At 72.0% G+C, this 20,457-nt stretch carries 19 protein-coding genes; 2 read left to right on the top strand and 17 right to left on the bottom strand.

Annotated elements, in window-relative coordinates:
• Positions 1–3: 3 nt before the first annotated feature.
• The 17 genes from BM385_RS24915 to BM385_RS24835 form a co-directional block, all read right to left on the bottom strand.
• Positions 4–393, bottom strand: coding sequence for a cytidine deaminase (locus tag BM385_RS24915; RefSeq protein WP_019431488.1), 390 nt, complete (start codon positions 391–393; stop codon positions 4–6).
• Positions 394–1,695 (bottom strand): ABC transporter permease, encoded by a 1,302-nt coding sequence (locus BM385_RS24910; protein WP_019431489.1) that lies wholly within the window; start codon positions 1,693–1,695, stop codon positions 394–396. It lies immediately after the preceding gene.
• Positions 1,692–2,828: an ABC transporter permease gene (locus BM385_RS24905; protein ID WP_019431490.1), complete on the bottom strand. Its 1,137-nt coding sequence runs from the start codon at positions 2,826–2,828 to the stop codon at positions 1,692–1,694. The genes BM385_RS24910 and BM385_RS24905 overlap by 4 nt, the downstream gene beginning before the upstream one ends.
• The gene (locus tag BM385_RS24900; protein WP_078575708.1) at positions 2,825–4,477 is read right to left on the bottom strand and encodes an ABC transporter ATP-binding protein; all 1,653 of its coding nucleotides are present in this window, start codon (positions 4,475–4,477) and stop codon (positions 2,825–2,827) included. Before BM385_RS24900 ends, BM385_RS24905 begins: the two co-directional genes overlap by 4 nt.
• 42 nt (positions 4,478–4,519) lie before the next feature.
• On the bottom strand, positions 4,520–5,578 hold the full coding sequence (locus BM385_RS24895) for a BMP family lipoprotein (RefSeq protein WP_019431492.1): 1,059 nt from the start codon (positions 5,576–5,578) through the stop codon (positions 4,520–4,522).
• Positions 5,579–5,790: 212 nt separating this feature from the next.
• The gene (locus tag BM385_RS24890) at positions 5,791–7,017 is read right to left on the bottom strand and encodes an amidohydrolase (RefSeq protein ID WP_026047023.1); all 1,227 of its coding nucleotides are present in this window, start codon (positions 7,015–7,017) and stop codon (positions 5,791–5,793) included.
• A 143-nt stretch (positions 7,018–7,160) separates the two neighbouring features.
• Entirely contained in the window at positions 7,161–8,198 is a 1,038-nt protein-coding gene (locus BM385_RS24885; protein ID WP_019431494.1) for a hypothetical protein, read from the bottom strand.
• A gap of 34 nt (positions 8,199–8,232) precedes the next feature.
• A complete protein-coding gene (locus BM385_RS24880; protein ID WP_019431495.1) occupies positions 8,233–9,159 on the bottom strand; it encodes an N-acetylneuraminate synthase family protein in 927 nt (308 codons plus the stop codon).
• Positions 9,156–10,331 carry an acylneuraminate cytidylyltransferase gene (locus BM385_RS24875; RefSeq protein ID WP_026047024.1) on the bottom strand — a complete coding sequence of 392 codons (1,176 nt, stop codon included), beginning with the start codon at positions 10,329–10,331 and terminating at the stop codon, positions 9,156–9,158. Before BM385_RS24875 ends, BM385_RS24880 begins: the two co-directional genes overlap by 4 nt.
• Before the next feature lie 71 nt (positions 10,332–10,402).
• Entirely contained in the window at positions 10,403–11,671 is a 1,269-nt protein-coding gene (locus BM385_RS24870) for a DUF6716 putative glycosyltransferase (RefSeq protein WP_093844429.1), read from the bottom strand.
• A 106-nt stretch (positions 11,672–11,777) separates the two neighbouring features.
• On the bottom strand, positions 11,778–12,461 hold the full coding sequence (locus tag BM385_RS24865) for a GTP-binding protein (protein WP_019431498.1): 684 nt from the start codon (positions 12,459–12,461) through the stop codon (positions 11,778–11,780).
• Positions 12,439–12,801: a DUF742 domain-containing protein gene (locus BM385_RS24860; protein WP_019431499.1), complete on the bottom strand. Its 363-nt coding sequence runs from the start codon at positions 12,799–12,801 to the stop codon at positions 12,439–12,441. Before BM385_RS24860 ends, BM385_RS24865 begins: the two co-directional genes overlap by 23 nt.
• Positions 12,802–12,807: 6 nt before the next feature.
• The gene (locus tag BM385_RS24855; RefSeq protein ID WP_093844428.1) at positions 12,808–13,212 is read right to left on the bottom strand and encodes a roadblock/LC7 domain-containing protein; all 405 of its coding nucleotides are present in this window, start codon (positions 13,210–13,212) and stop codon (positions 12,808–12,810) included.
• A gap of 6 nt (positions 13,213–13,218) precedes the next feature.
• Complete coding sequence (locus BM385_RS28325; RefSeq protein ID WP_093844427.1) at positions 13,219–14,685, bottom strand: ATP-binding protein; 1,467 nt, start codon at positions 14,683–14,685, stop codon at positions 13,219–13,221.
• A gap of 250 nt (positions 14,686–14,935) precedes the next feature.
• Positions 14,936–16,519: an acyl-CoA mutase large subunit family protein gene (locus BM385_RS24845; RefSeq protein WP_019431502.1), complete on the bottom strand. Its 1,584-nt coding sequence runs from the start codon at positions 16,517–16,519 to the stop codon at positions 14,936–14,938.
• Positions 16,520–16,713: 194 nt separating this feature from the next.
• Complete coding sequence (locus tag BM385_RS24840) at positions 16,714–17,361, bottom strand: RNA polymerase sigma factor (protein ID WP_237751210.1); 648 nt, start codon at positions 17,359–17,361, stop codon at positions 16,714–16,716.
• Positions 17,362–17,775: 414 nt separating this feature from the next.
• Entirely contained in the window at positions 17,776–19,377 is a 1,602-nt protein-coding gene (locus BM385_RS24835) for a beta-N-acetylhexosaminidase (RefSeq protein WP_093844426.1), read from the bottom strand.
• A 212-nt stretch (positions 19,378–19,589) separates the two neighbouring features.
• On the opposite strand from BM385_RS24835, the gene sdhC reads away from it, so the two are divergent.
• Entirely contained in the window at positions 19,590–19,970 is a 381-nt protein-coding gene (sdhC, locus tag BM385_RS24830; protein ID WP_026047026.1) for a succinate dehydrogenase, cytochrome b556 subunit, read from the top strand.
• An 8-nt stretch (positions 19,971–19,978) separates the two neighbouring features.
• Positions 19,979–20,440 carry a succinate dehydrogenase hydrophobic membrane anchor subunit gene (locus BM385_RS24825; protein WP_019431506.1) on the top strand — a complete coding sequence of 154 codons (462 nt, stop codon included), beginning with the start codon at positions 19,979–19,981 and terminating at the stop codon, positions 20,438–20,440.
• Positions 20,441–20,457 lie beyond the last annotated feature (17 nt).

Raw genomic sequence — 20,457 nt, 5'->3', positions numbered from 1 at the left:
GGTTCAGAAGTTCCAGGATTCGGGGAGCAGATCGGACAGCGGCCGGATGCCGCCGGTGGGGGTGTCCACCAGCAGCCCGGGCCCGCCGTTTTCCATCAGCAGCTGCCGGCAGCGGCCACAGGGGGTGATGATCTCCCCCTTGCCGTTGACGCAGGTGAAGTGGGTGAGCCGGCCGCCGCCGGTGGCGTGCAGCGTGGAGACGAGGCCGCACTCGGCGCACAGGCCCACCCCGTAGGAGGCGTTCTCCACATTGCAGCCGACCACCGTACGGCCGTCGTCCACGAGGGCGGCGGCACCCACCGGGTAGCGGGAGTAGGGGGCGTACGCCCGGCCCATGACCTCCCTGGCCCGCTCGCGCAGCGCCTCCCAGTCCACCTCCGGTGCGTCCGCCATCTAGCCGCCCTCGCCTCTCCGGTAGGGCTTGCCCACCGCTTTCGGGGTCCGCAACCGCTGGGCGAACAGGGTCAGCACCAGCAGCGTCGTCAGATACGGGCTGGCGCTCACCAGCTCCAGCGGCATCGTGTCAGTGGTGGCGTACCAGATCCACAGCGCCGCTCCGACCACCGCGACGACCAGCGCCGTCAGCCGCTTGCCGCGCCACAGCTGCCACAGGGCGACCCCGGCCAGCGCGAGCGCGAACAGCAGCAGCGTGGCGTGCACGGTGGCCCCGCCGTCCCGGGTCTGGAGCGCGTCCATGAAGCCGAACAGGCCGGCGCCGGTGGCGACGCCGCCGGGGCGCCAGTTGCCGAAGATCATGGTGGCCAGGCCCAGATAGCCGCGCCCGCCGGTCTGGCCGTCCTGGTACATGCGGATCAGCACCGCCAGGTACGCGCCGCCCAGGCCCGCCAGACCGCCGGAGACCGCCAGCGCCATGTACTTGTACGCGTACACGTTGACGCCGAGCGACTCGGTGGCCTGCGGGTTCTCGCCGCAGGAACGCAGCCGCAGCCCGAAGGAGGTCTTCCACAGCACCAGATAGGTGCCGGCGAACAGCAGCACGGCCAGCAGCGTCAGCCACGAGACGTTGTTGACGCCGGCCCGCACGATGCCGGCCAGGTCGGAGATCAGGAACCAGCGCTTGTCGGCGAGGCTGCCCAGCCAGTCGGCGACGCCGGGCACCGAGAACGGCTCCAGCACCTCCATCTGCGGGGACTGCTTGTCGTTGCCGCCGTTCAGCTTGGCCTCGCTGCCCTCGGCGCCGAACCACAGCTTGGCGAGGAACTGCACCACACCGAGCGCCAGGATGTTGATGGCGACACCGGAGACGATGTGGTCCACACCGAAGGTGACGGTGGCCACCGCGTGCACCAGACCGCCCAGCACACCGCCGACGATGCCGGCCAGCACCGCGGCCCAGGGCCCGTACTGCCAGCCGATCCAGCCGGCCGCGAACAGGCCGAGCATCATCATGCCTTCGAGCCCGATGTTGACGACACCGGCGCGCTCGGCCCACAGGCCGCCCAGGCCCGCCAGGCCGATCGGGACGGCGAAGCTGAGGGCACTGGACCACTGGCTGGTGGCGGTGAGCGAGTCGGCGCCGGTCACCATCCGCACCACGGACAGCAGGACCAGGCCCGCCGCTATCAGCAGCAGGACCTTCGGGTAGGTCAGCCGACGGCGCGAGCCGGCCTCGGCCCTGCCCTTGCGCTGGTCGCCCTCGGGTTTTCCGGCGGGGGTCTCCACGGTGGTGGTCACGCCGTCACCTCCGCGTCTTTCCGTGCCTGGGCCTGGGCGGCGAGTTGTTCTCCGACGAAACGCTGCTGGCGCTTGATGCCCCAGCGGCGGACGAGTTCGTAGGCGACGACGACGGACAGCACGATCACGCCCTGCATCACGCCGACGATCTCCTGGGCGTAACCCTCGAACTCCAGCTGGTTGCCGGTGCGCTCCAGGAAGCCCCACAGCAGCGCGGCGAACGCCATGCCGATCGCGCTGTTGCGGCCCAGCAGGGCGATGGCGATGCCGGTGAAGCCGATGCCGGTGGGGAAGTCGTTGCCGTAGTTGCCGGAGATGTTCAGCAGGGTGGGCATGCCGACCAGGCCGGCCACCGCTCCGGAGAGCAGCATCGTGGTGATCACGGTGCGCTTGACGGACACCCCGGACGCCTCGGCGGCGGACTCGGAGGCGCCGACCGCCCGCAGGTCGTAGCCGAAGCGGGTGCGGCTGAGCAGGAACCAGTAGCCGATGCCGACCGCGACGGCGATCACGATGGTGCCGTAGATCGGCTGGACGCTGGTGGGGATCTCGAAGAAGTAGCTGGAGTCGGGGATGTCCTTGGTGTGGATCAGGTTCCCCTCGCGCTCGGCGAGCCGGCCCTCCTTCAGGAAGTAGCCGATGAGGGAGCCGCCGATGAAGTTCAGCATGATCGTGGTGATCACTTCGCTGACGCCCCGGGTGGCCTTGAGGTAGCCGGCGATCCCGGCCCACAGGGCACCGACCAGCATGGCGGTGAGGATGATCACCGGGATCTGCACGATGCCGGGCAGCGCCAGCGCACCGCCGACGGCGGCGGCGAAGAAGGCGGCGACCCGGTACTGGCCGTCGACCCCGATGTTGAAGAGGTTCATCCGGAAGCCGATGGCGACCGCGACGGCGGACAGGTAGTACGGGATCGCCTTGTTGATGATCCAGACCTGGCTGTCGCTCTTGGTGCCGAAGTCGATCATCACGGAGAACGCCTGGAACGGGTTCTGTCCGGTGGCCAGCATCACCAGCGAGGTGATGACGACGGCGGTGACGATCGCCAGCAGCGGGGCGGCCACGCCCAGGACGATCTTCTCCCGGTCGATGTTCTTGATCCGGGCGGTCACGGCGGACGCGGCGCTCATGACGGGTTCTCCGTCGCGGCGTCGCCCGCGAGGTGGCCGGTGGCGGCGCCGGTCATGGCGGTGCCCAACTCCTCGGGGGTGATGGTGGCGGGGTCGGCGTCGGCGACCAGCCGGCCGCGGTACATGACGCGGAGGCTGTCGGAGAGGCCGATCAGTTCGTCCAGGTCGGCGGAGATCAGCAGCACCGCGAGCCCTTCGCGGCGGGCGGCGCGGATCTGGTCCCAGATCTGCGACTGGGCGCCGACGTCCACACCCCGGGTGGGGTGGGCGGCGATCAGCACCTTCGGCGCGTGGCTCATCTCGCGGCCGAAGATCAGCTTCTGCTGGTTGCCGCCGGACAGCGAGCGCGCGGTGACGTCGATGCCGGGGGTGCGCACGTCGTACTCGCGCACGATCCGCTCGGTGTCGGCGCGGGCGTCCCGGGCGGTCAGCCAGGGGCCCTTGCTGTTGGGGCGCTGGGTGACGTGGCCCAGCATCCGGTTCTCCCAGAGCGGGGCCTCCAGGAGCAGCCCGTGCCGGTGCCGGTCCTCGGGGATGTAGCCGATGCCGTCCTCGCGGCGGCGCCGGGTGGGGTGCCGGGTGATGTCGGCGCCGTCCAGGGTGACGGTGCCCTCGTCGGCGGTGCGGATGCCCATGATCGCCTCGACGAGTTCCGCCTGGCCGTTGCCCTCGACACCGGCGATGCCCAGCACCTCGCCGGCGTGGATGGTGAAGCCGACGTCGGCGAGCACGTCGCGCCGTACCCCGTCGGAGTCGGTGCCGGACAGCCGCAGCCCGGAGACGGTGAGGACCGGGCGGTCGGTGACGGTGGACTCGCGGGTCTCCGGGGTGGGCAGTTCGGAGCCGACCATCAGCTCGGCCAGCTGCTTGGGGGTGACGCCGGCGGGCTCGACGGAGGCCACCGTCGTACCGCGCCGGATGACGGTGATGTCGTCGGCGACGGACAGCACCTCGCCCAGCTTGTGGGAGATGAAGATGACGGTCAGGCCCTCGGCGGTCAGCTCGCGGAGGTTGCCGAAGAGGGCGTCGACCTCCTGCGGGACCAGGACGGCGGTGGGCTCGTCCAGGATGAGGGTCCTGGCGCCCCGGTAGAGGACCTTGAGGATCTCCACCCGCTGCCGGTCGGCGACGCCGATCTCCTCGACCAGCAGGTCGGGGCGCACGCCGAGGCCGTAGGCGTCGGATATCTCCTTGATGCGGGCGCGGGCGCCGGCGCCGATGCCGTGCAGCTTCTCGGCGCCGAGGACGACGTTCTCGGCGACGGTGAGGTTGTCGGCGAGCATGAAGTGCTGGTGCACCATGCCGATGCCGCGCGCGATGGCGTCGGCGGGGGTGGCGAAGGAGACCTGCTCGCCGTCGATGGTGATGGTGCCCTCGTCCGGCTTCTGCATGCCGTAGAGGATCTTCATCAGCGTGGACTTGCCGGCCCCGTTCTCGCCGACGAGGGCGTGCACGGTGCCCTTGCGCACGGTGATGTCGATGTCGTGGTTGGCCACGACGCCGGGGAAGCGTTTGGTGATCCCGCGCAGCTCAACGGCCGGGGTGGTGCCGCTGGGCTCGGGGGAGCTGCTGGAGGCTGGGATGGCGCACTCTCCTCGCGCGGGACGGTGATAGCGACGCGGAGGGCCGGTGGGGGATCGCTCCCCCACCGGCCCCGTACGGCCGCCCCGCCGGGGGCGGCCGTCACTGTCTTACGGGGTCTCCTGGACGGTGACCTCACCGGAGACGATACGGGCCTTGGCCGCCTCGATCTGCTCGGAGATGTCGTCGATGAACCCGCCGGAGGTGGCCAGCGAGACGCCGCCCTCCTCCAGGTTGTAGGAGTGCGGGCCGCTCAGCGGCTCGCCGTCCTGCACGGACTTGATCAGGTCGAAGACGGCCACGTCCACGCCCTTGACCACGGAGGTGAGGATCGAGTCCTTGTACTCGGCGAGGCCGGGCTGCTCGTACGCGTCGGAGTCCACGCCGATCGCCCAGGCGCCCTCGACACCGGCGACGGTCTCGATGGAGCCCTGGCCGGACTGGCCGGCGGCGGTGTAGATGATGTCCGCGCCGCGGCCGAGCATGCCGTCGGCGGTCTCGCGGGCCTTGGCGACGTCGTTGAAGCCGGCGTCGTTGTCCTCGTAGAGGTACTGGACGTCCACGGAGACGTCGGTGCCCTCGTTCTCGTTGGTGTCGAGGACGCCCTGGACGAACCCGGCCTCGAACTTGTTGATCAGCGGGTTGTTCACGCCGCCGATGAAGCCGACCTGGCCGCTCTCGGTCTTCAGCGCGGCGGCCACCCCGGCGAGGTAGGAGCCCTCGTGCTCGGAGAAGACCATGCTGTAGACGTTGTCGCCCTCGACGACCGAGTCCACCACGCCGAAGGTGATGTCGGGGTACTGGGCGGCGACCTTCTCGATCGAGCTGCCGTAGAGGTAGCCGACACCGATGATCGGGTTGTAGCCGTTCTCGGCGAGGGAGGTCAGCCGCTGCTCGCGGTCGGCCTCGGTCTCGTCGTTCTTGGCGGTCATCTCCTTGAAGGAGATGCCCAGCTCCTCCTCGGCGCGGTCCAGGCCGCGGGCTGCGGACTCGTTGAAGGAGTGGTCGTCCCGGCCGCCGACGTCGAAGGCGAGGCCGACACCGGCGTCGCCCTTCGCGTCGGAGCCGGAGTTGTTGGACGAGGTGGAGCTCTCACCGCACGCGGTGGCGGTCAGAGCGAGGGCCGCGGTGACGGCGACCGAGGCTGCGAGCTTGGAGGCGCGGCGCAAGAGGACGATCCCTTCGGTTCTGAAAGCGCCTCTTACGGCGCTGTTGCAGGGATCGTAACGCGCGTAGATGTGGGGTAAAGCCGGGCTAAGGTCCCGTTATCAGATCGTCGTGAACGCAATCGGTACGCAACATTGCGCCGGGTGCCGGCCCGGGCACCCGGGGCGGTGCGCCGGATACCCGGGCCGGTTGTCCTGTCGCGCCGCCGGGGCGCTCAGGGGCGCTCGGCAGCGTCCAGGAGCGCGGTGGTGGTGAGCAGTTCCACACCGACCCCGATCGCGGACTCGTCCACGTCGAAATCGCCCTGGTGGATGTCGCGCGGCGGGGCGCCGGGCCGCTCGCCGTCGCCGGGGACGCGGACCCCGAGCCGGGCCATGGCGCCGGGCACCTGCTCCAGGTACCAGGAGAAGTCCTCGCCGCCCAGGCTCTGCTCGGTGGGCTCCACGGAGCCCGCGCCGAACCGCTCGGTCATGGCCGCGGCCAGCAGGGCGGTGGTCGTCTCCTCGTTGACCACCGGGGGGACGCCCCGGATGTAGTCGATCTCGTACTTGGCCTGGTGCAGCCGCGCGACCTCGCCGACCGCCTCCTCGACCAGGTCCTTGGCGGCCCGCCAGGCGCTCAGCTCCAGGCAGCGCATGGTGCCGGAGATCTCGGCGCGCTGCGGGATGACGTTGGAGGCGTGCCCGGTGGTGAGCCGGCCCCAGGTGACGGCGAGCCCGGCGCGGGTGTCGACGCGGCGGGCCAGCAGGGCCGGCACGTCGGTGATCACCCGGGCGGCGGCGGTGACCAGGTCGGTGGTCAGATGCGGGCGGGCGGTGTGGCCGCCGTCGCCGGTGAGCCGGATCTCCAGCCGGTCGCAGGCGGAGGTGATGGCGCCGGTCTTCAGCCCGATGCGGCCGGCGTCGACCTTCGGGTCGCAGTGCAGCGCGAGGATGCGGCCCACCCCGTCCAGCACCCCGGAGTCGATGGCGTCGGTGGCGCCGCCGGGCAGCACCTCCTCGGCGGGCTGGAAGATCAGCCGCACCGGCTGCGGCAGCGCGCCGCGCGCGGCCAGCCCGGCGAGCACCAGGCCGGCGCCGAGGACCACGGTGGTGTGCACGTCGTGGCCGCAGGCGTGCGCGCGGCCCGGCACGGTGGAGCGGTACGCGACGGTCTTGGTGTCGGGGATCGGCAGCGCGTCCAGGTCGGCGCGGAGCGCCAGCAGCGGCAGGCGGCCCGCGTCACCGGCGGGGCGGATGTCACATACCAGACCTGTGCCGCAGTCGAGGACGCGGGGTGCGAGCCCCGCGCGCTCCAGGCGCTCCTTGACGACGGCGGTGGTACGGACCTCCTGGTGGCCCAGCTCGGGGTGCATGTGGAGATCCCGGCGGAACGCGACCAGCTCGCGCCGCAGGGCATCGCTCAGCACACCGGCGGACTCCGGTGACAGCTGTTGACTCACGCATCCGACACTATCGCTGTTTCGCCGCGGGAACGGCGCCGCTCACGGAGATTTCACATGCCGGGAACGCGTACGGTCGCAACTGACTGGGTATGACTGTTTTTTATTTCTTCTGATCCGGCGGCGGGGTCTCGGGGCGCCCCTCATCGAGGGGCGGGGAGAAAGCTCAGCCCGTGGGCACCGCGCGCGGTGCTGGTGACGGCGGACAGGAAACCGCTGGCCCGCTCGGTCACCCGGTCGGTGAACCAGCCGGGCGAGACGTCGCACACCACGATCTCGGTGCCGGTGTCCGACAGCACCAGCGGCAGGGTGTGCACCACGGTCGAGGGGAAGCTGAGGATCTTGGAGCCGACCGGGCCGCGCCGCGCCACCAGTTCCAGCGGCAGGTCGGGGCGGACGATCTCCAGGCCCGCCTCGCGCTCCACCCGGCGCAGCTTCTCGGCGCTCTCCTTGCGGTGCGCGTAGTAGCGGGCCACCGCGTGCCGTTCCGCCAGATCGGCGACGGCCGCCAGATAGCGGTCCTCGTGCAGGACCCCGGTCTCCACCAGGGAGGTGCCGACCAGGTCGGCGCCGTCCGCGACCCGGGGCGGGCCGAACCGGTCCCGGGTCCAGGCCAGGGTGTTGGCGGTGACGGCCACGCCCTCGGGGGGATCCACCGGCATCGCGGTGAACACCTCCACGCCCACCCCGGTGGCCGGGGTCAGCCGCCGCACCGCCCGCTTGGCGACCGGTGCGAACAGCGCGGCGCGCGCGCCGGAGGGTGCGGCGCGGTGCCAGCGCACCAGGCGTTCGCCCCGCGCCAGTTGCGCGGTGAACTCCATGGTGGCGGTGCCGTCGTCCACCACGACGATGTCGCAGCGTCTGGCCATGGACAGCAGCAGTTGCAGATAGCGGGAGAACGGGTCCCCGATGAGCAGCAGTTGCGCCCGGCGCAGCGGCCCGGCGAGGGCGGCCAGGGCGCGGGAGGGCTTCAGGGCCCCGCCGCGTGCCTCCTGCCACAGCACCCGGTGCCCCTCGTCCCGGGCCAGCTGGGCCATCCGGCGCAGCTGGCCCCGGGAGGTGGGGTCGTGCGGGGGCAGGATGACGACCGTACGGGGGCCGGGGTGGATGTGGGCCCACTCCAGTATGTTGAGCAGCTGGACCGGGCTCTCGGCGAACGCCAGCGTGTCGTCGGTCGTCATCTTCGTCGCCCTTCGGTTGAGGTGTCGCGGCCGGTCAGACGGTCGCGGGCTCGCGCTCGCCGGCCTCGGCGACCACGCCCTTGACGCGCCGCAGCTTCTTCATCGGCGCCAGCTCGCTGTCGTACACCTTCTTGACGCCGTCGCCCAGGGACTCCTCGATGGTGCGGATGTCGCGCACCATGCGGGCCAGGCCCTGCGGTTCGACGGAGGCGGCCTGGTCCGAGCCCCACATGGCGCGGTCCAGGGTGATGTGCCGCTCGACGAAGACGGCGCCGAGCGCGACGGCGGCCAGGGTGGTCTGGAGGCCGGTCTCGTGTCCCGAGTAGCCGATCGGGACGTTGGGGTACTCGCCCTGGAGGGTGTTGATGACCCGCAGGTTCAGCTCGTCGGCCTTGGCCGGGTAGGTGCTGGTGGCGTGGCAGAGCAGGATGTTCTGCGAGCCCAGGACCTCGACGGCGTGCCGGATCTGCTCGGGCGTGGACATGCCGGTGGAGAGGATGACGGTCTTGCCGGTGGCGCGCAGGGCGCGCAGCAGTTCGTCGTCGGTGAGGGAGGCGGAGGCCACCTTGTGGGCGGGCACGTCGAACTTCTCCAGGAAGGCGACGGCCTCGGTGTCCCACGGGGACGCGAACCAGTGGATGTTGTGCTTCTTGCAGTACGCGTCGATGGCGGCGTAGTCGTCCTCGTCGAACTCGACGCGGTGCCGGTAGTCGATGTAGGTCATCCGGCCCCAGGGGGTGTCGCGTTCGATGTCCCACTGGTCGCGCGGGGTGCAGATCTCCGGGGTGCGCTTCTGGAACTTGACGGCGTCGCAGCCGGCTTCGACGGCGGCGTCGATCAGGGCGAAGGCGTTGTCCAGGTCGCCGTTGTGGTTGATGCCGATCTCACCGGTGACGTACACGGGGCGGCCGGGGCCCACGACGCGGTCGCCGAGCTGACGGAGGCGGTTGCTGGTGGTCATGAGGTGCTGAGTTCCTTTCCGAGGATCCACGAGGCGATCTCGCGGATCGCGCCGTATCCGCCCGGGGCGGTGGTGACGGCGCGGGCGGCGGCGGTGACGACGTCATGGGCGCCGGCGACGGCCACCGGCCAGCCGACGAGGCCGAAGCAGGGCAGGTCATTGACGTCGTTGCCGGCGTAGAGCACGCGCTGCGGGTTGATGCCGTGCTCCTCGCACCACTGTTTGAGTGCGAGGTCCTTGCGGTCGATGCCGTGCAGGACCGGGATGCGCAGTTTGCGCGCCCGGGCGGCGACGACCGGGTTCTGTTCCGTGGACAGGATCAGCAGCGGCAGCCCGGCGCGGCGCAGGGCGGCGATGCCGAGGCCGTCGCCGCGGTGCACGGCGACCAGTTCCCGTCCTTCGGAGTCGATCAGCACCCGGTCATCGGTCTGGGTGCCGTCGAAGTCGATGACCACCGCGTCGATGTCGGCGCGGGTGGGGAGCCGGCCGGCGGTGCCGTCCAGCAGCGGGGCCAGCGCGCGGGCCCGGTCCAGGTCGTGCGGGTCGTCGATCTCCAGGACCCGGGCCGGGTCGGCGGGCACCAGGGTGGTGCGGCCGAAGAAGCGGTGGCGTTCGGTACGGAAGCCGGGGGCGCGCATGGCGTAGGCGGCGCCGGTCTCCAGCCAGTCCTGCGGGCGGTCCTGGCGGCGCGGGCGGTACGCCTTGTCGTGGTTGACGCCGTGGCCGCCGGATTCGCCCTCGCGCCAGACGAAGCCGTGGAAGGGGGCGGCGGTGAAGGCGCTGTCGGCGCCGCCGAGTACGGCGCCCGCCACGCCGTCCAGGTCGTCGGCGGTGACGAACGGGCTGGTGCACTGGACCAGCAGCACCACGTCCAGGGCGGTGCCCTCGCGCTGTTCGACGGTGTCCATGGCGTGCAGGACGGCGGCCTCGCTGGTGGCGGTGTCGCCGGAGATCCGCGCGGGGCGCTCGACCACGCCGGCGCCGGCGGCGCGGGCGACGGCGGCGATGCCGGGGTCGTCGGTGGAGACCACGACCTGTCCGACCAGCCGGGCTGCGCGGGCGGCGCGGACGGCGCGGACCACCAGCGGGGCGTCGGCGATGGGCGCCAGGTTCTTGCCGGGGACCCCCTTCGAGCCTCCGCGCGCGGGTATGACGGCCAGGACGTTGGGCATGGGGTGGCTCTCGCTGTCGGTCGGACCTGACGGGTCGGTGAGCGGGGCGGGGTGGTCGGTGCCGGGCCGGGTCACAGCTGCCCCCAGCGCCGGATGATCGGGGCGATCCGCTGGGCCGCGGTGCGGTAGGTGGCGCGGGCGGCCTGCCGCAGCAGCCGGTGGGAGCCGGCGGGCGCCGCCGTGTCGTGCCGGGCGAGGATGCCGGGCAGATAGCCGGGGGCGGTGCGCCGGGTGTAGTACGGGGTCAGGGCGGGGCGCGGCGCGTCCAGCAGGGCGGCGAGCCGGTCGCGGGCCGGTCCCCAGGCCGCTTCCGGGTCGGCGGCCAGGCCCTGGTCGGCCAGCCACGCGGGATCGGGCTCGGGCCGGTGGCCGGCGTCGAGTTCGTCCCAGGAGGCGAAGCAGCCGGAGCCGGTGAAGTAGTGGTTGCCCAGCGGCTCGCGGATGCCGAGATCGGTGAGGACGGCGGTGGGGATGCCGCGGTGCAGGGACTCCAGGGCGGCGGTCGAGGAGACGGTCACCAGCAGGTCGGTGGTGTCCAGGACCTCGCCCATGTTGCCGTAGGCCAGGGAGAAGTTGGCGGGCCGCCGGTCCCCCGCGCGTTCGGCCAGCCGCTGGTAGGGCAGCTCCTCGACGTGCGTGGTCTGTTCGCCCGGCCGGCTGCGCAGCTTGACGATCACCTCGCGGTCCGGGTGCCGGCGGGCGTGGGCCATGGCCCGCTCCAGCAGGTAGGAGCGGTCGGCGCGGCTGCCGGGGACGGAGGGCTGTACGGCGAACACCACCCGGTGGGGGCGGGTGCCGGGGGCCGGCGGCCGGTAGCGCTCGCCGCCGAGGAACGGCAGCGCGCACTCGGTGACGGCGGAGGCGTCCGCCCGTACCCCCTCGTACACGGCGCGGAACCGGCGCAGGTCGTAGGGGCTGTTGGCGAGCACCACATCGGCGCCGTGCCGCAGCAGCAGCCCGTCGGTGAGCTTCTCGTAAACCACGCCGACGTAGCCGGTGACCACCACGGGCCGCCGGTCGTTGCCCTTCCACACATCGGCGAGGGCGTGCAGCAGGGCCTGCACGGTGCCGCCGACACAGGCGAGGACGAGCACCTGGTGGGTGCCGCGGCCCAGTTCGGTCAGGAAGCCGGCGGCGGTGATCTCGCGGACCTGGTCCGCGCCGGTTCCGGTCTCGGCGAGCTGCCGGGCGGTGGGGGTGGCCCGGCCGCGCAGCAGGTAGCCCTGGGGGGCCGCGCCGGGGACCAGCCGGCGGGCGGTGTGAGCACCCCATTTCCACCGGGTGTCGGAGTCCGCGAGGACGGCGACGCGGGGCGGGTCGTGGGGGGAAGCATCTGGCACATCAGGGAACCTAGGCAGCGCGCTCTAGGAGGGGGACAACTGATGACCAACAGAGGGTGAACGGATCGGCACCGCACGGCCAACTGGGTTACGGGTCAGGTGGAGTTCACCTCTCGGCCGGCAGGCGTTCACCTTGGCGGGGCGCGTACGCCACCGGGCCGCGCGCTGCCTCGTCCGGGTGATCCGTCCCCTCGGTGCCCGCCGGGCCGGTGGCGCCGCCGGATATGGACTGCACGAGGGTGATCAGCGCGTCGATGGAGGAGGCGCGGTCGCGGGCGTCGAAGGTGACCACCGGGGTGTCGCCGGTCAGGTCCAGCGCGCCGCGCAGTTCGGCGACCGGGTGGTCCTCGCTGTCCGGGAACCGGTTGACGGCCACCACGAACGGCAGCCCGCGCAGTTCCAGCTCGGCCAGCACCTCGAAGCTCTCCGCGAGCCGCCGGGTGTCCACCACGGCCAGGACGCCGAGGGCGCCCTCGGCCAGCCCGTCCCACATGCCCCAGTAGCGGCGCTGACCGGGGGCGCCGAAGAGGTACATCACCAGGCGGTCGTTGAGAGTGAGCCGGCCGAAGTCCATGGCGACGGTGGTGGTCCGCTTGTCCTCGACGCCGGCCAGCGCGTCGACGCCGACGGCGGCCCCGGTGACGGTCTCCTCGGTACGCAGCGGCTCGATCTCGCTGACCGAGCCGACCAGTGTGGTCTTGCCGACCCCGAAGGCTCCCACGATCAGCACCTTCACCGCCTGGCGCACCGAGTCCGGTACGTACCGGTCAGCGGAGTCTGCGGAGTCCATCGAGTACCTCCTGGAGCAATTCCATGTCGGGGCGTGCTGCCTGCGGGATGCCCGAGCGCGCCACGAGGTAACCCGCGTCCACGAGTTCGGAGGCCAGCACCTTCACCAGGCTGAGGGGCAGCTTGAGATGGGCGGCGGCCTCCGCGAGGGACAGCAGCCGCTCGCACATCCGCACCAGGGCCCGGCTCTCCCGGGTGGCCGTCACCGGCAGCGGTCCGGCCGTCTCCGCGCGCAGCAGCAGCGTCTCCACCCCCAGTGCGGCGCGGCTCGGCCGGAACTTCCCCCCGGTGATCACATAGGGCCGCAGTGCGCTGTCACGGTACCCGCCGTTGCCGGTCATGGGCGATCAGGCGTTCAGCCGGGCCGGGCTGCTGAGCCGGGCGGCGCCGATGCTGATGATCTGGGACCGCATCTGCCGGGCCACCTGGCGCGGGTCGACGGCGGGTCCGGTGACGGCGGCGAGATGGGCGCCGTGGGCGCTGCGCAGGAAGAGGTAGCCGCCGTCGTAGCCGACCATCTGCTGGTGGACGGTGCCCTCCTCGGCGCCGAACTCGCGGCCGAGGCTGCGGCCGAGGGAGTGCAGCCCCGCGCAGTTGGCGGCGAGCCGGTCGGCGCTGTCGCGGTCGATGTCGCCCGAGCTGGCGAGCAGCAGACCGTCCGAGCTGAAGACGATCACATGCCGCACACCGGGGACGGCGGCCACCTCGGAGATCATCCAGCCCTGTTCTTCCGGGCTTTCGACGTACTTCATGCGCGGTCAGCCTTTCGGGGGTTCGGGGGCGTCGGGTCCGGCACCGGCGAAGTAGTCCGCCATCCACTCCCCGGCCTCCTCCGGGGTGGGCTGCGGGTGGGCGGCCGCGGGGGGTGGCTCGCCGGTGCTCCGGGGCGGTGCGGGGGGTGGCTCGCCGCGGCGGGAGGCGCGTTGCGGCAGGCCGGAGGGGCGCAGCGGCGGCGGTACGGGGTCGGGTCCGGGGTCGGCGGTGCGGGCATGCCGGGGTCCGCCGGAACGTTCCGTCCGGGGACGGGGCGGCCCGGGGACGGCCGGGGGGCCCGGCGGCGGGGCGAGTTCCCGCCGGGCCGGCGCGGGGGGCGGGACGGGGGCCGGGGAGCGGGACGGCGCCGGTGCGGGGCCCAGCGGCGCCACCGTCACCAGGTCGTCGCGTCCGACGAGGACGACGGCCCGCACCCCGCCGTAGGGCGAGTGCGACAGATCGACCTGGAAGCCGTACCGGGCGGCGAACCGTCCCACCACCGCGAACCCGGTGCGCGGCACCTCCCCCAGGTCCGCCAGCGCCACCGGCCGCCGTCCGGAGACCACCTGCCGGGCCCGGCCCATGCGGTTGTCGTCCATGCCCGACCCGCCGTCGTCGATCTCGATGACGGCGCCGCGCTGCACGGTGCGGACCGTCACCGGGACGACGGTGCCGGGCGGGGAGCACTCGGTGGCATTGGCGAGGAGTTCGGCGACCAGGTGGATCAGCGGTTCGGTGATCCGGGCCGCGGCGCCCACCTCCTGTTCCCCGGCGACCTGCACCCGCCGGTAGGCGACGATCCGGCCGGAGGCGGCGCGTACCACGTCCACCAGGGCCAGCGGCTCGTCGCCGGCCCGGCCCGGCCATTCGCCGCCGAGGACCTTCAGGCTCTGGGCGTGCCGGGCCTGCTGGGTGGCGGCGTGGTCGACGCCCATCGCCGTCTCCAGGACGTCGGGGTCGTGGCCGTGCCGTTCGGCGAGTGCGGTGACGGCGCACTGGATGCGGTGCGCGGAGGTCTGCACCCGGCCGGCCAGCGCCACCACGGCCATCCGCTGCGCGGTGTCGCGGTCGGCGAGCCGTTCGGCGATGTCCTCGATCAGCCGGTCGAATCCGCTGACCACGGCGGGCGGCAGCTGGCCGCGGTACTTGGCGGGCGGCACCTCGCCGCCGGCGAAGACGGTGGGCAGCCGGTCCGCCAGCAGATGGGCGCACTCCTCGCGCAGCAGTGCGGACTGCCGCCCGGTGTAGCCGCGCCACTGCCTGTCGCGGCGGGCGAGTTCGGACTTGCGCCGGGCCACCTCGGCCCGCGCCCGCACCAGTTCGCCGGTGGTGGCCCGGTAGGCGCGCCACAGCGGCACCAGCAGGCCGAGGGCGAGAACGGCGCCCGCTCCGCCGGCCACCGGCGCCCACGGGTGTCCGGCCGGGAGAAGTCCGGTGGCCGTGGCGGCGACCGCGCACGGCAGGACGACCATGGCCACGGGCCACAGTGCCGGAGTGGACGGAGGACGTGCCATCGGAAGCCTTCACGGTCGTGCGGGCGGTGGAGCCACGGCGCCCGCGCGCGACGGTGCGCACGGTAGCCGTCAAGTCACCTTTCGTGAGGGGATCTCAGGGCACGGATCCTATCCACCGGCACGCCGTCCTTCCGCGCGGCGCGGCCGAGCCGCCCGCCCGTCCTCAACTTCCGTACCTCCCGCACCAGCTGTCACACCGGCGGCAGGGTCAGAAGGTCTCCGAGGGCACGTACGCCCCCCACACCTCCCGCAGCGTGTCGCAGACTTCGCCGACCGTGGCGCGGGCCCGCAGCGCGTCCTTCATCGGGTAGAGCACATTCGCCGCCGGGTCGGCCGCCGCCGTACGCAGCGCGGCCAGCGCCGCGTCCACCGCCGGCTGGTCGCGGGCGGCCCGCAGCGCGGCGAGCCGGTCCGCCTGCTGCGCCTCGATCGCCGGGTCCACCCGCAGCGGCTCGTACGGCTCCTCCTCGGCGAGCTGGAACCGGTTGACGCCGACGACCACCCGCTCCCCCGCGTCCGTCTCCAGGGCGACGCGGTACGCGCTGCGCTCGATCTCCGTTTTCTGGAAACCCTGTTCGATGGCGGCCACGGCCCCGCCGCGCTCCTCCACACGCGCCATCAGTTCGAGCGCGGCGCTCTCCACGTCGTCCGTCATGGACTCCATGACGTAGGACCCGGCGAACGGGTCGACGGTGGCGGTGACATCCGTCTCGTACGCCAGGACCTGCTGGGTGCGCAGCGCGAGCCGGGCCGACTTGTCGGTGGGCAGCGCGATCGCCTCGTCGTAGGAGTTGGTGTGCAGCGACTGGGTGCCGCCGAACACCGCGCCCAGCGCCTGGACCGCGACCCGCACCAGGTTGACCTCGGGCTGCTGCGCGGTGAGCTGCACCCCGGCGGTCTGGGTGTGGAAGCGCAGCATGAGCGACTTGGGGTTGGTAGCCCCGAACTCCTCGCGCATGACGCGAGCCCAGATCCGGCGCGCGGCCCGGAACTTGGCGATTTCCTCCAGTATGGTGGTGCGCGCCACGAAGAAGAACGACAGCCGGGGCGCGAAGTCGTCCACGGCCATCCCGGCGGCGACGGCGGTGCGCACGTACTCGATGCCGTTGGCCAGGGTGAACGCGATCTCCTGCGCGGGGGTCGCCCCGGCCTCGGCCATGTGGTAGCCGGAGATGGAGATGGTGTTCCACTTGGGCAGTTCCGCCCGGCAGTAGCGGAAGATGTCGGACACCAGCCGCAGCGAGGGCTTGGGCGGGAAGATGTAGGTGCCGCGCGCGATGTACTCCTTGAGCACATCGTTCTGGATGGTGCCGGTGAGCTTCTCCGGCGGCACCCCCTGCTCCTCCGCCACCAGCTGGTACAGCAGCAGGAGCAGCGCCGCGGGGGCGTTGATGGTCATCGAGGTCGAGACCTCGCCCAGCGGGATGCTGTCGAAGAGCACCCGCATGTCGTCGATCGAGTCGATGGCGACCCCGACCTTGCCGACCTCGCCGTGCGCCAGCGGCGCGTCCGAGTCGTGCCCCATCTGGGTGGGCAGGTCGAAGGCCACCGACAGGCCCATGGTGCCGTTGGCGATCAGCTGCCGGTAGCGGGCGTTGGACTCGGTGGCGGTGCCGAAGCCGGCGTACTGGCGCATGGTCCAGGGCCGTCCGGTGTACATGGAGGGATAGACACCGCGGGTGTACGGATAGCCGCCCGGGGTGCCGAGTTTTTCGGCTGGATCCCAGCCCTTGAGAGCTTCCGGGCCGTATACCGGATCGATCGGCCTGCCCGACTCGGACTCACGCGTCATGCGACGGACTGTAGCGAGCGGGACCGGGCGCGGGGAAGGAGCGCAGGCGGAAGTGAGGGGTGAGTGAGGGGGAGGGCGGAGAAGTGCGCGGACGGGGCTAGGGGGAAAGCTGCCCCGTCCGCGCGATGGGCCTACCCAGAGGTACGGGGGGGACCTCGGGTCGACCCGGGGCCGATGACCAGTCGGCCTGTCTCTTACTGCGCCGCGCGCCCCGATTTCGTTACCGGGCCCGAAACGGCGGGTTGCGCCGAGGCGCTCACCTGGGCCGCGGGCGGCCCGGCCGGGTCGTGGTCGTGGCGTTCGGCGACCAGCTGGGCGAGCCGCCGCAGTCCCCGGTGGGTGGCGGTGCGCACGGCGCCCGGCCGGGAGCCGAGCACCATGGCGGCCCGCTTGGCGTCCAGGCCCAGCATGGCGCGCAGCACGACGGCACCGGCCTGCTCCCGGGGGAGGGTGGCGACCAGGTCGAAGACGCGGGAGGTGGCGACGGCCTCCATGGCGGCCTCGGCGGTGTCCACACCGGCGGGCAGCTCGGTGAGGCCGGCGTCCTCCGCGCAGCACTCCTGGGGCCGCCGGCCCCGGGCCCGCAGGTGGTCGAGGGCACGGTTGCGGGCGATGCGGTGGGTCCAGCCGCGGAAGCGGTCGGCGTCACCGCTGAAGCGCGGCAGGTCGCGGGATATGTGCAGCCAGGCCTCGGCGGTCACGTCCTCGGCGTCCGGGCCGGTGACCATCGTCCTGACGTACCCCAGTAACCGGGGGTGCACCGCGTGGAAGACCTGGCGGAACGCGCCCTCGTCGCCCTCCCGGGCTGCCTGGAGCGCCGCGGTGAGCCGGCGGTCCGCCAGCGCCGCCCGGTCGGGACGGCGCCGTGACTCCCGGGCATGCTCGGCTGCCTGCTCGGGCACCTGCTCCTGAAAGTGAACCTGCGCCTGCACTCCGGCCCCCCTTAGCGGCCTTCCACGCCGCACTCTTCGCCGTTCCGTTTCCAGAGCTGGTAACTGTGCGCTGTGGATACTGAACGCTACGCGGCCCGCGCTGCCGCGTCCATGCCGCATCTGTACGTATCCGCTCGGTAACAGAAACCGGCCGCCCAACGCTGTACGAGGTGCGGACCCGGGCCCCGCCAGGCGTGGGTCCGCCGCGGCAGCCGGGGCCTCTCCTGTGGGGGGTGGCGGCCCTGGCTGCCGATCGGCGCACCGGGTGGGCTGTCCGGCGCGCCGACCATGATCCACTTCTCGGTGACCGAGACTAGCCCACCCTCAGCCGACGTCGTTCACCCGCTGGGTGAACTCCTGCCAGCTGCCGCTGGGCTCCCCCGCGTGCCAGGTCTTCTGCGCCATGGCGGCGACCGGGAGCCGGATGCCCTCGGCCACCTGTTCGGGGGTCTGGGCGTCGGCGAGGTCGCACCAGATCGCGAAGCGCGCGCCGAGCACGTTCTCCGGGCCGCCCTCGCCCTCGGGGAGCGCGGTGGAGCCGCGCACCACGTCGGGGGTCCACTCGTTGTAGATGGCCTCACCGGTGGGATAGGTGAACTCGTTGGGCTCGCCGAGCACGTAGTACAGGTACTGCGAGTTCAGGTTGACGAGCGGGAAGCCCGCGTCCAGGTACTCCTGCGGCTCGCGGGCGCCGATCTCGCGGCCCGTCCAGTAGGTGACCTGGCGGTCCTGGTCCGGCTGGACCTTGCCGCCGGCGTGCATGCCGTCGTTCCACACCTGCGGGGTCTTGCCCAGCTCGCGGACCGTGTCGGCGCGGTCGTTGATCCAGCCGGTGGCCAGATCGCGGACGGTGGCCCCGTCCCCGTACTGTTCCTGGGCCGCGCGGGCCAGGCCGGGGTAGCTGGCCTCGGGGTCGGAGGCGTACAGCGCCGGGTACTCGTCGCCGCCGATGTGGAAGTACTCGCCGGGGAAGAGCGGGGCGTACTCGCGCAGCAGGTCGTCGATGAGGGCGGCGGCGTCGGGGTTGGCGAGGTCGATGGCGCCGCGGGCGACGGAGCCGTCCGTCTTCGTGAGCTGGAGGTCGGGGTGGGCGTCGAGCACCGCGCCGAGGTGTCCCGGCGAGTCGATCTCGGGGATGACGGTGATGTGCAGGGACTCGGCCAGCTCGACGATCGCGGTGACCTCGTCCTTGGTGAGGTGTTCCTCGGAGACGATCTCGGGGTGGCTCTCGCTCTCGATGCGGAAGCCCTGGTCGTCGCTGAAGTGCAGGTGGAACTCGTTAAGTTTGAGGTCGGCCAGCTCGTGCAGCCGGTCCTCGATCCACTCGGCCGAGTAGAACTTCCGGGCGGTGTCGAGCATCAGGCCGCGCTGTTCGCGGTCGGGGGCGTCCTGGACGCTGCCCTCGGGGAGGCCGCCGTCGGCGTTCACCGATTGGAGGAGGGTGCGGGTGCCGTAGAAGGCGCCGGCGCCGGTCTCGGCCGTGATGGTGACCTGGTGGTCACGGGTGGTGAGGGAATATCCCTCGGGGCCGGTTCCGGCATTCGGGTCAATCAGGAGGAGGACGTCCGAGGCGCGGGCGCCGTCGGCGGCGCGGTCCACGGACAGCTCGCCGGCCAGCTGATCGGCCGGCCCGGCGGCCTCGGAGCCGTCCGCGGCGACCACCCGGGTGGTCTCGGACGGCGCCCAGCCGGGTCCTTCGGCGGGCTCCCAGGTGGTCACCTGGGGGACGGTCTGCAGGTCCCCGCTGGGGCCGTCGGCCCGTACGGGGTCGGGGAGGGGGTCGGATGCCGCTGAGGTCTGGGTGGGGTCCGGAGCGTCCGCGGCGGTGCCGCCGCCGGACTGCTGGGTGAGCACAAGTGCCGTGGCGGTGGCTATCAGCCCCACGACGGCGACAATCGCCCATATCCGCCATACCGTGCGTTTCATACACACGACGGTAACCGTATGAGCAGATGAATCATGCGAACGGATGAGATCCATGCGCGATTGATCACACCCTAGACCCCGCGTCAAAGAAGGGGTCAACCCGTCGATACCATGGCGGGCGGCCGGTGGACCGTACCCGGCCGGGCCCGACGGAGACCCTTGACAGACAGGAGAGCCGCCGCAGGCCCCGAATCGCTTCGGAGGGTTCTTCCGTGCCGGCAGGAACGCTGTACCGCGGCCGGGAAGGCATGTGGTCATGGGTGGCTCATCGAGTCACCGGTGTCCTCGTGTTCTTCTTCCTGTTCGTTCATGTCCTCGACACCGCACTCGTCCGCGTCTCCCCCCAGGCGTACGACGACACCATCGCTGTGTACAAAACGCCGCTCGTGGCCTTCATGGAGTACGGACTGGTCGCCGCCGTCCTCTTCCATGCGCTCAACGGCCTGCGCGTCGTCGCCGTCGACTTCTGGAACAAGGGCGCCCGCTACCAGAAGCACATGCTGTACACCGTGATGGGCGTCTGGGTCGTGCTGATGGCCGGGGCCGCGTACCCCGTGCTCTCGCACGCCTTCCGTGAGCTGTTCGGGAGCTGATGCAAACGATGTCCTCCACCGATTCCATCACCGTGGACGAGGGGTACGACGCCGACAACCCGGCCCCCGTCATCGAGCCGCCCCGGGCGCGCACCGGCAAGACCCCCAAGGCCACCCGCACCAACTTCGAGCTGTACGGCTGGCTGTTCATGCGGCTGTCCGGCATCCTGCTCGTCGTCCTGGTCCTGGGCCACCTGCTGATCCAGCTGGTGCTCGACGGCGGCGTCTCCAAGGTGAGCTTCGCCTTCGTGGCCGGCCGCTGGGCCTCCCCGTTCTGGATGGCCTGGGACCTGATCATGCTGTGGCTGGCCATGCTGCACGGCGCCAACGGCCTGCGGACGATCATCAACGACTACGCGCAGCGGGACAACACCCGTTTCTGGCTGAAGATGCTGCTCTACACGGCCACCGTCTTCACCGTCCTGCTGGGCACGCTGGTGATCTTCACCTTCGACCCGAACATCACCTGACCGCACCGGGGCTGACG

The sequence above is a fragment of the Streptomyces harbinensis genome, from assembly GCF_900116145.1.
In the GTDB taxonomy this organism is placed as follows: domain Bacteria; phylum Actinomycetota; class Actinomycetes; order Streptomycetales; family Streptomycetaceae; genus Streptomyces; species Streptomyces carpaticus.
This window is presented reverse-complemented; position numbering and strand designations above follow the sequence as displayed.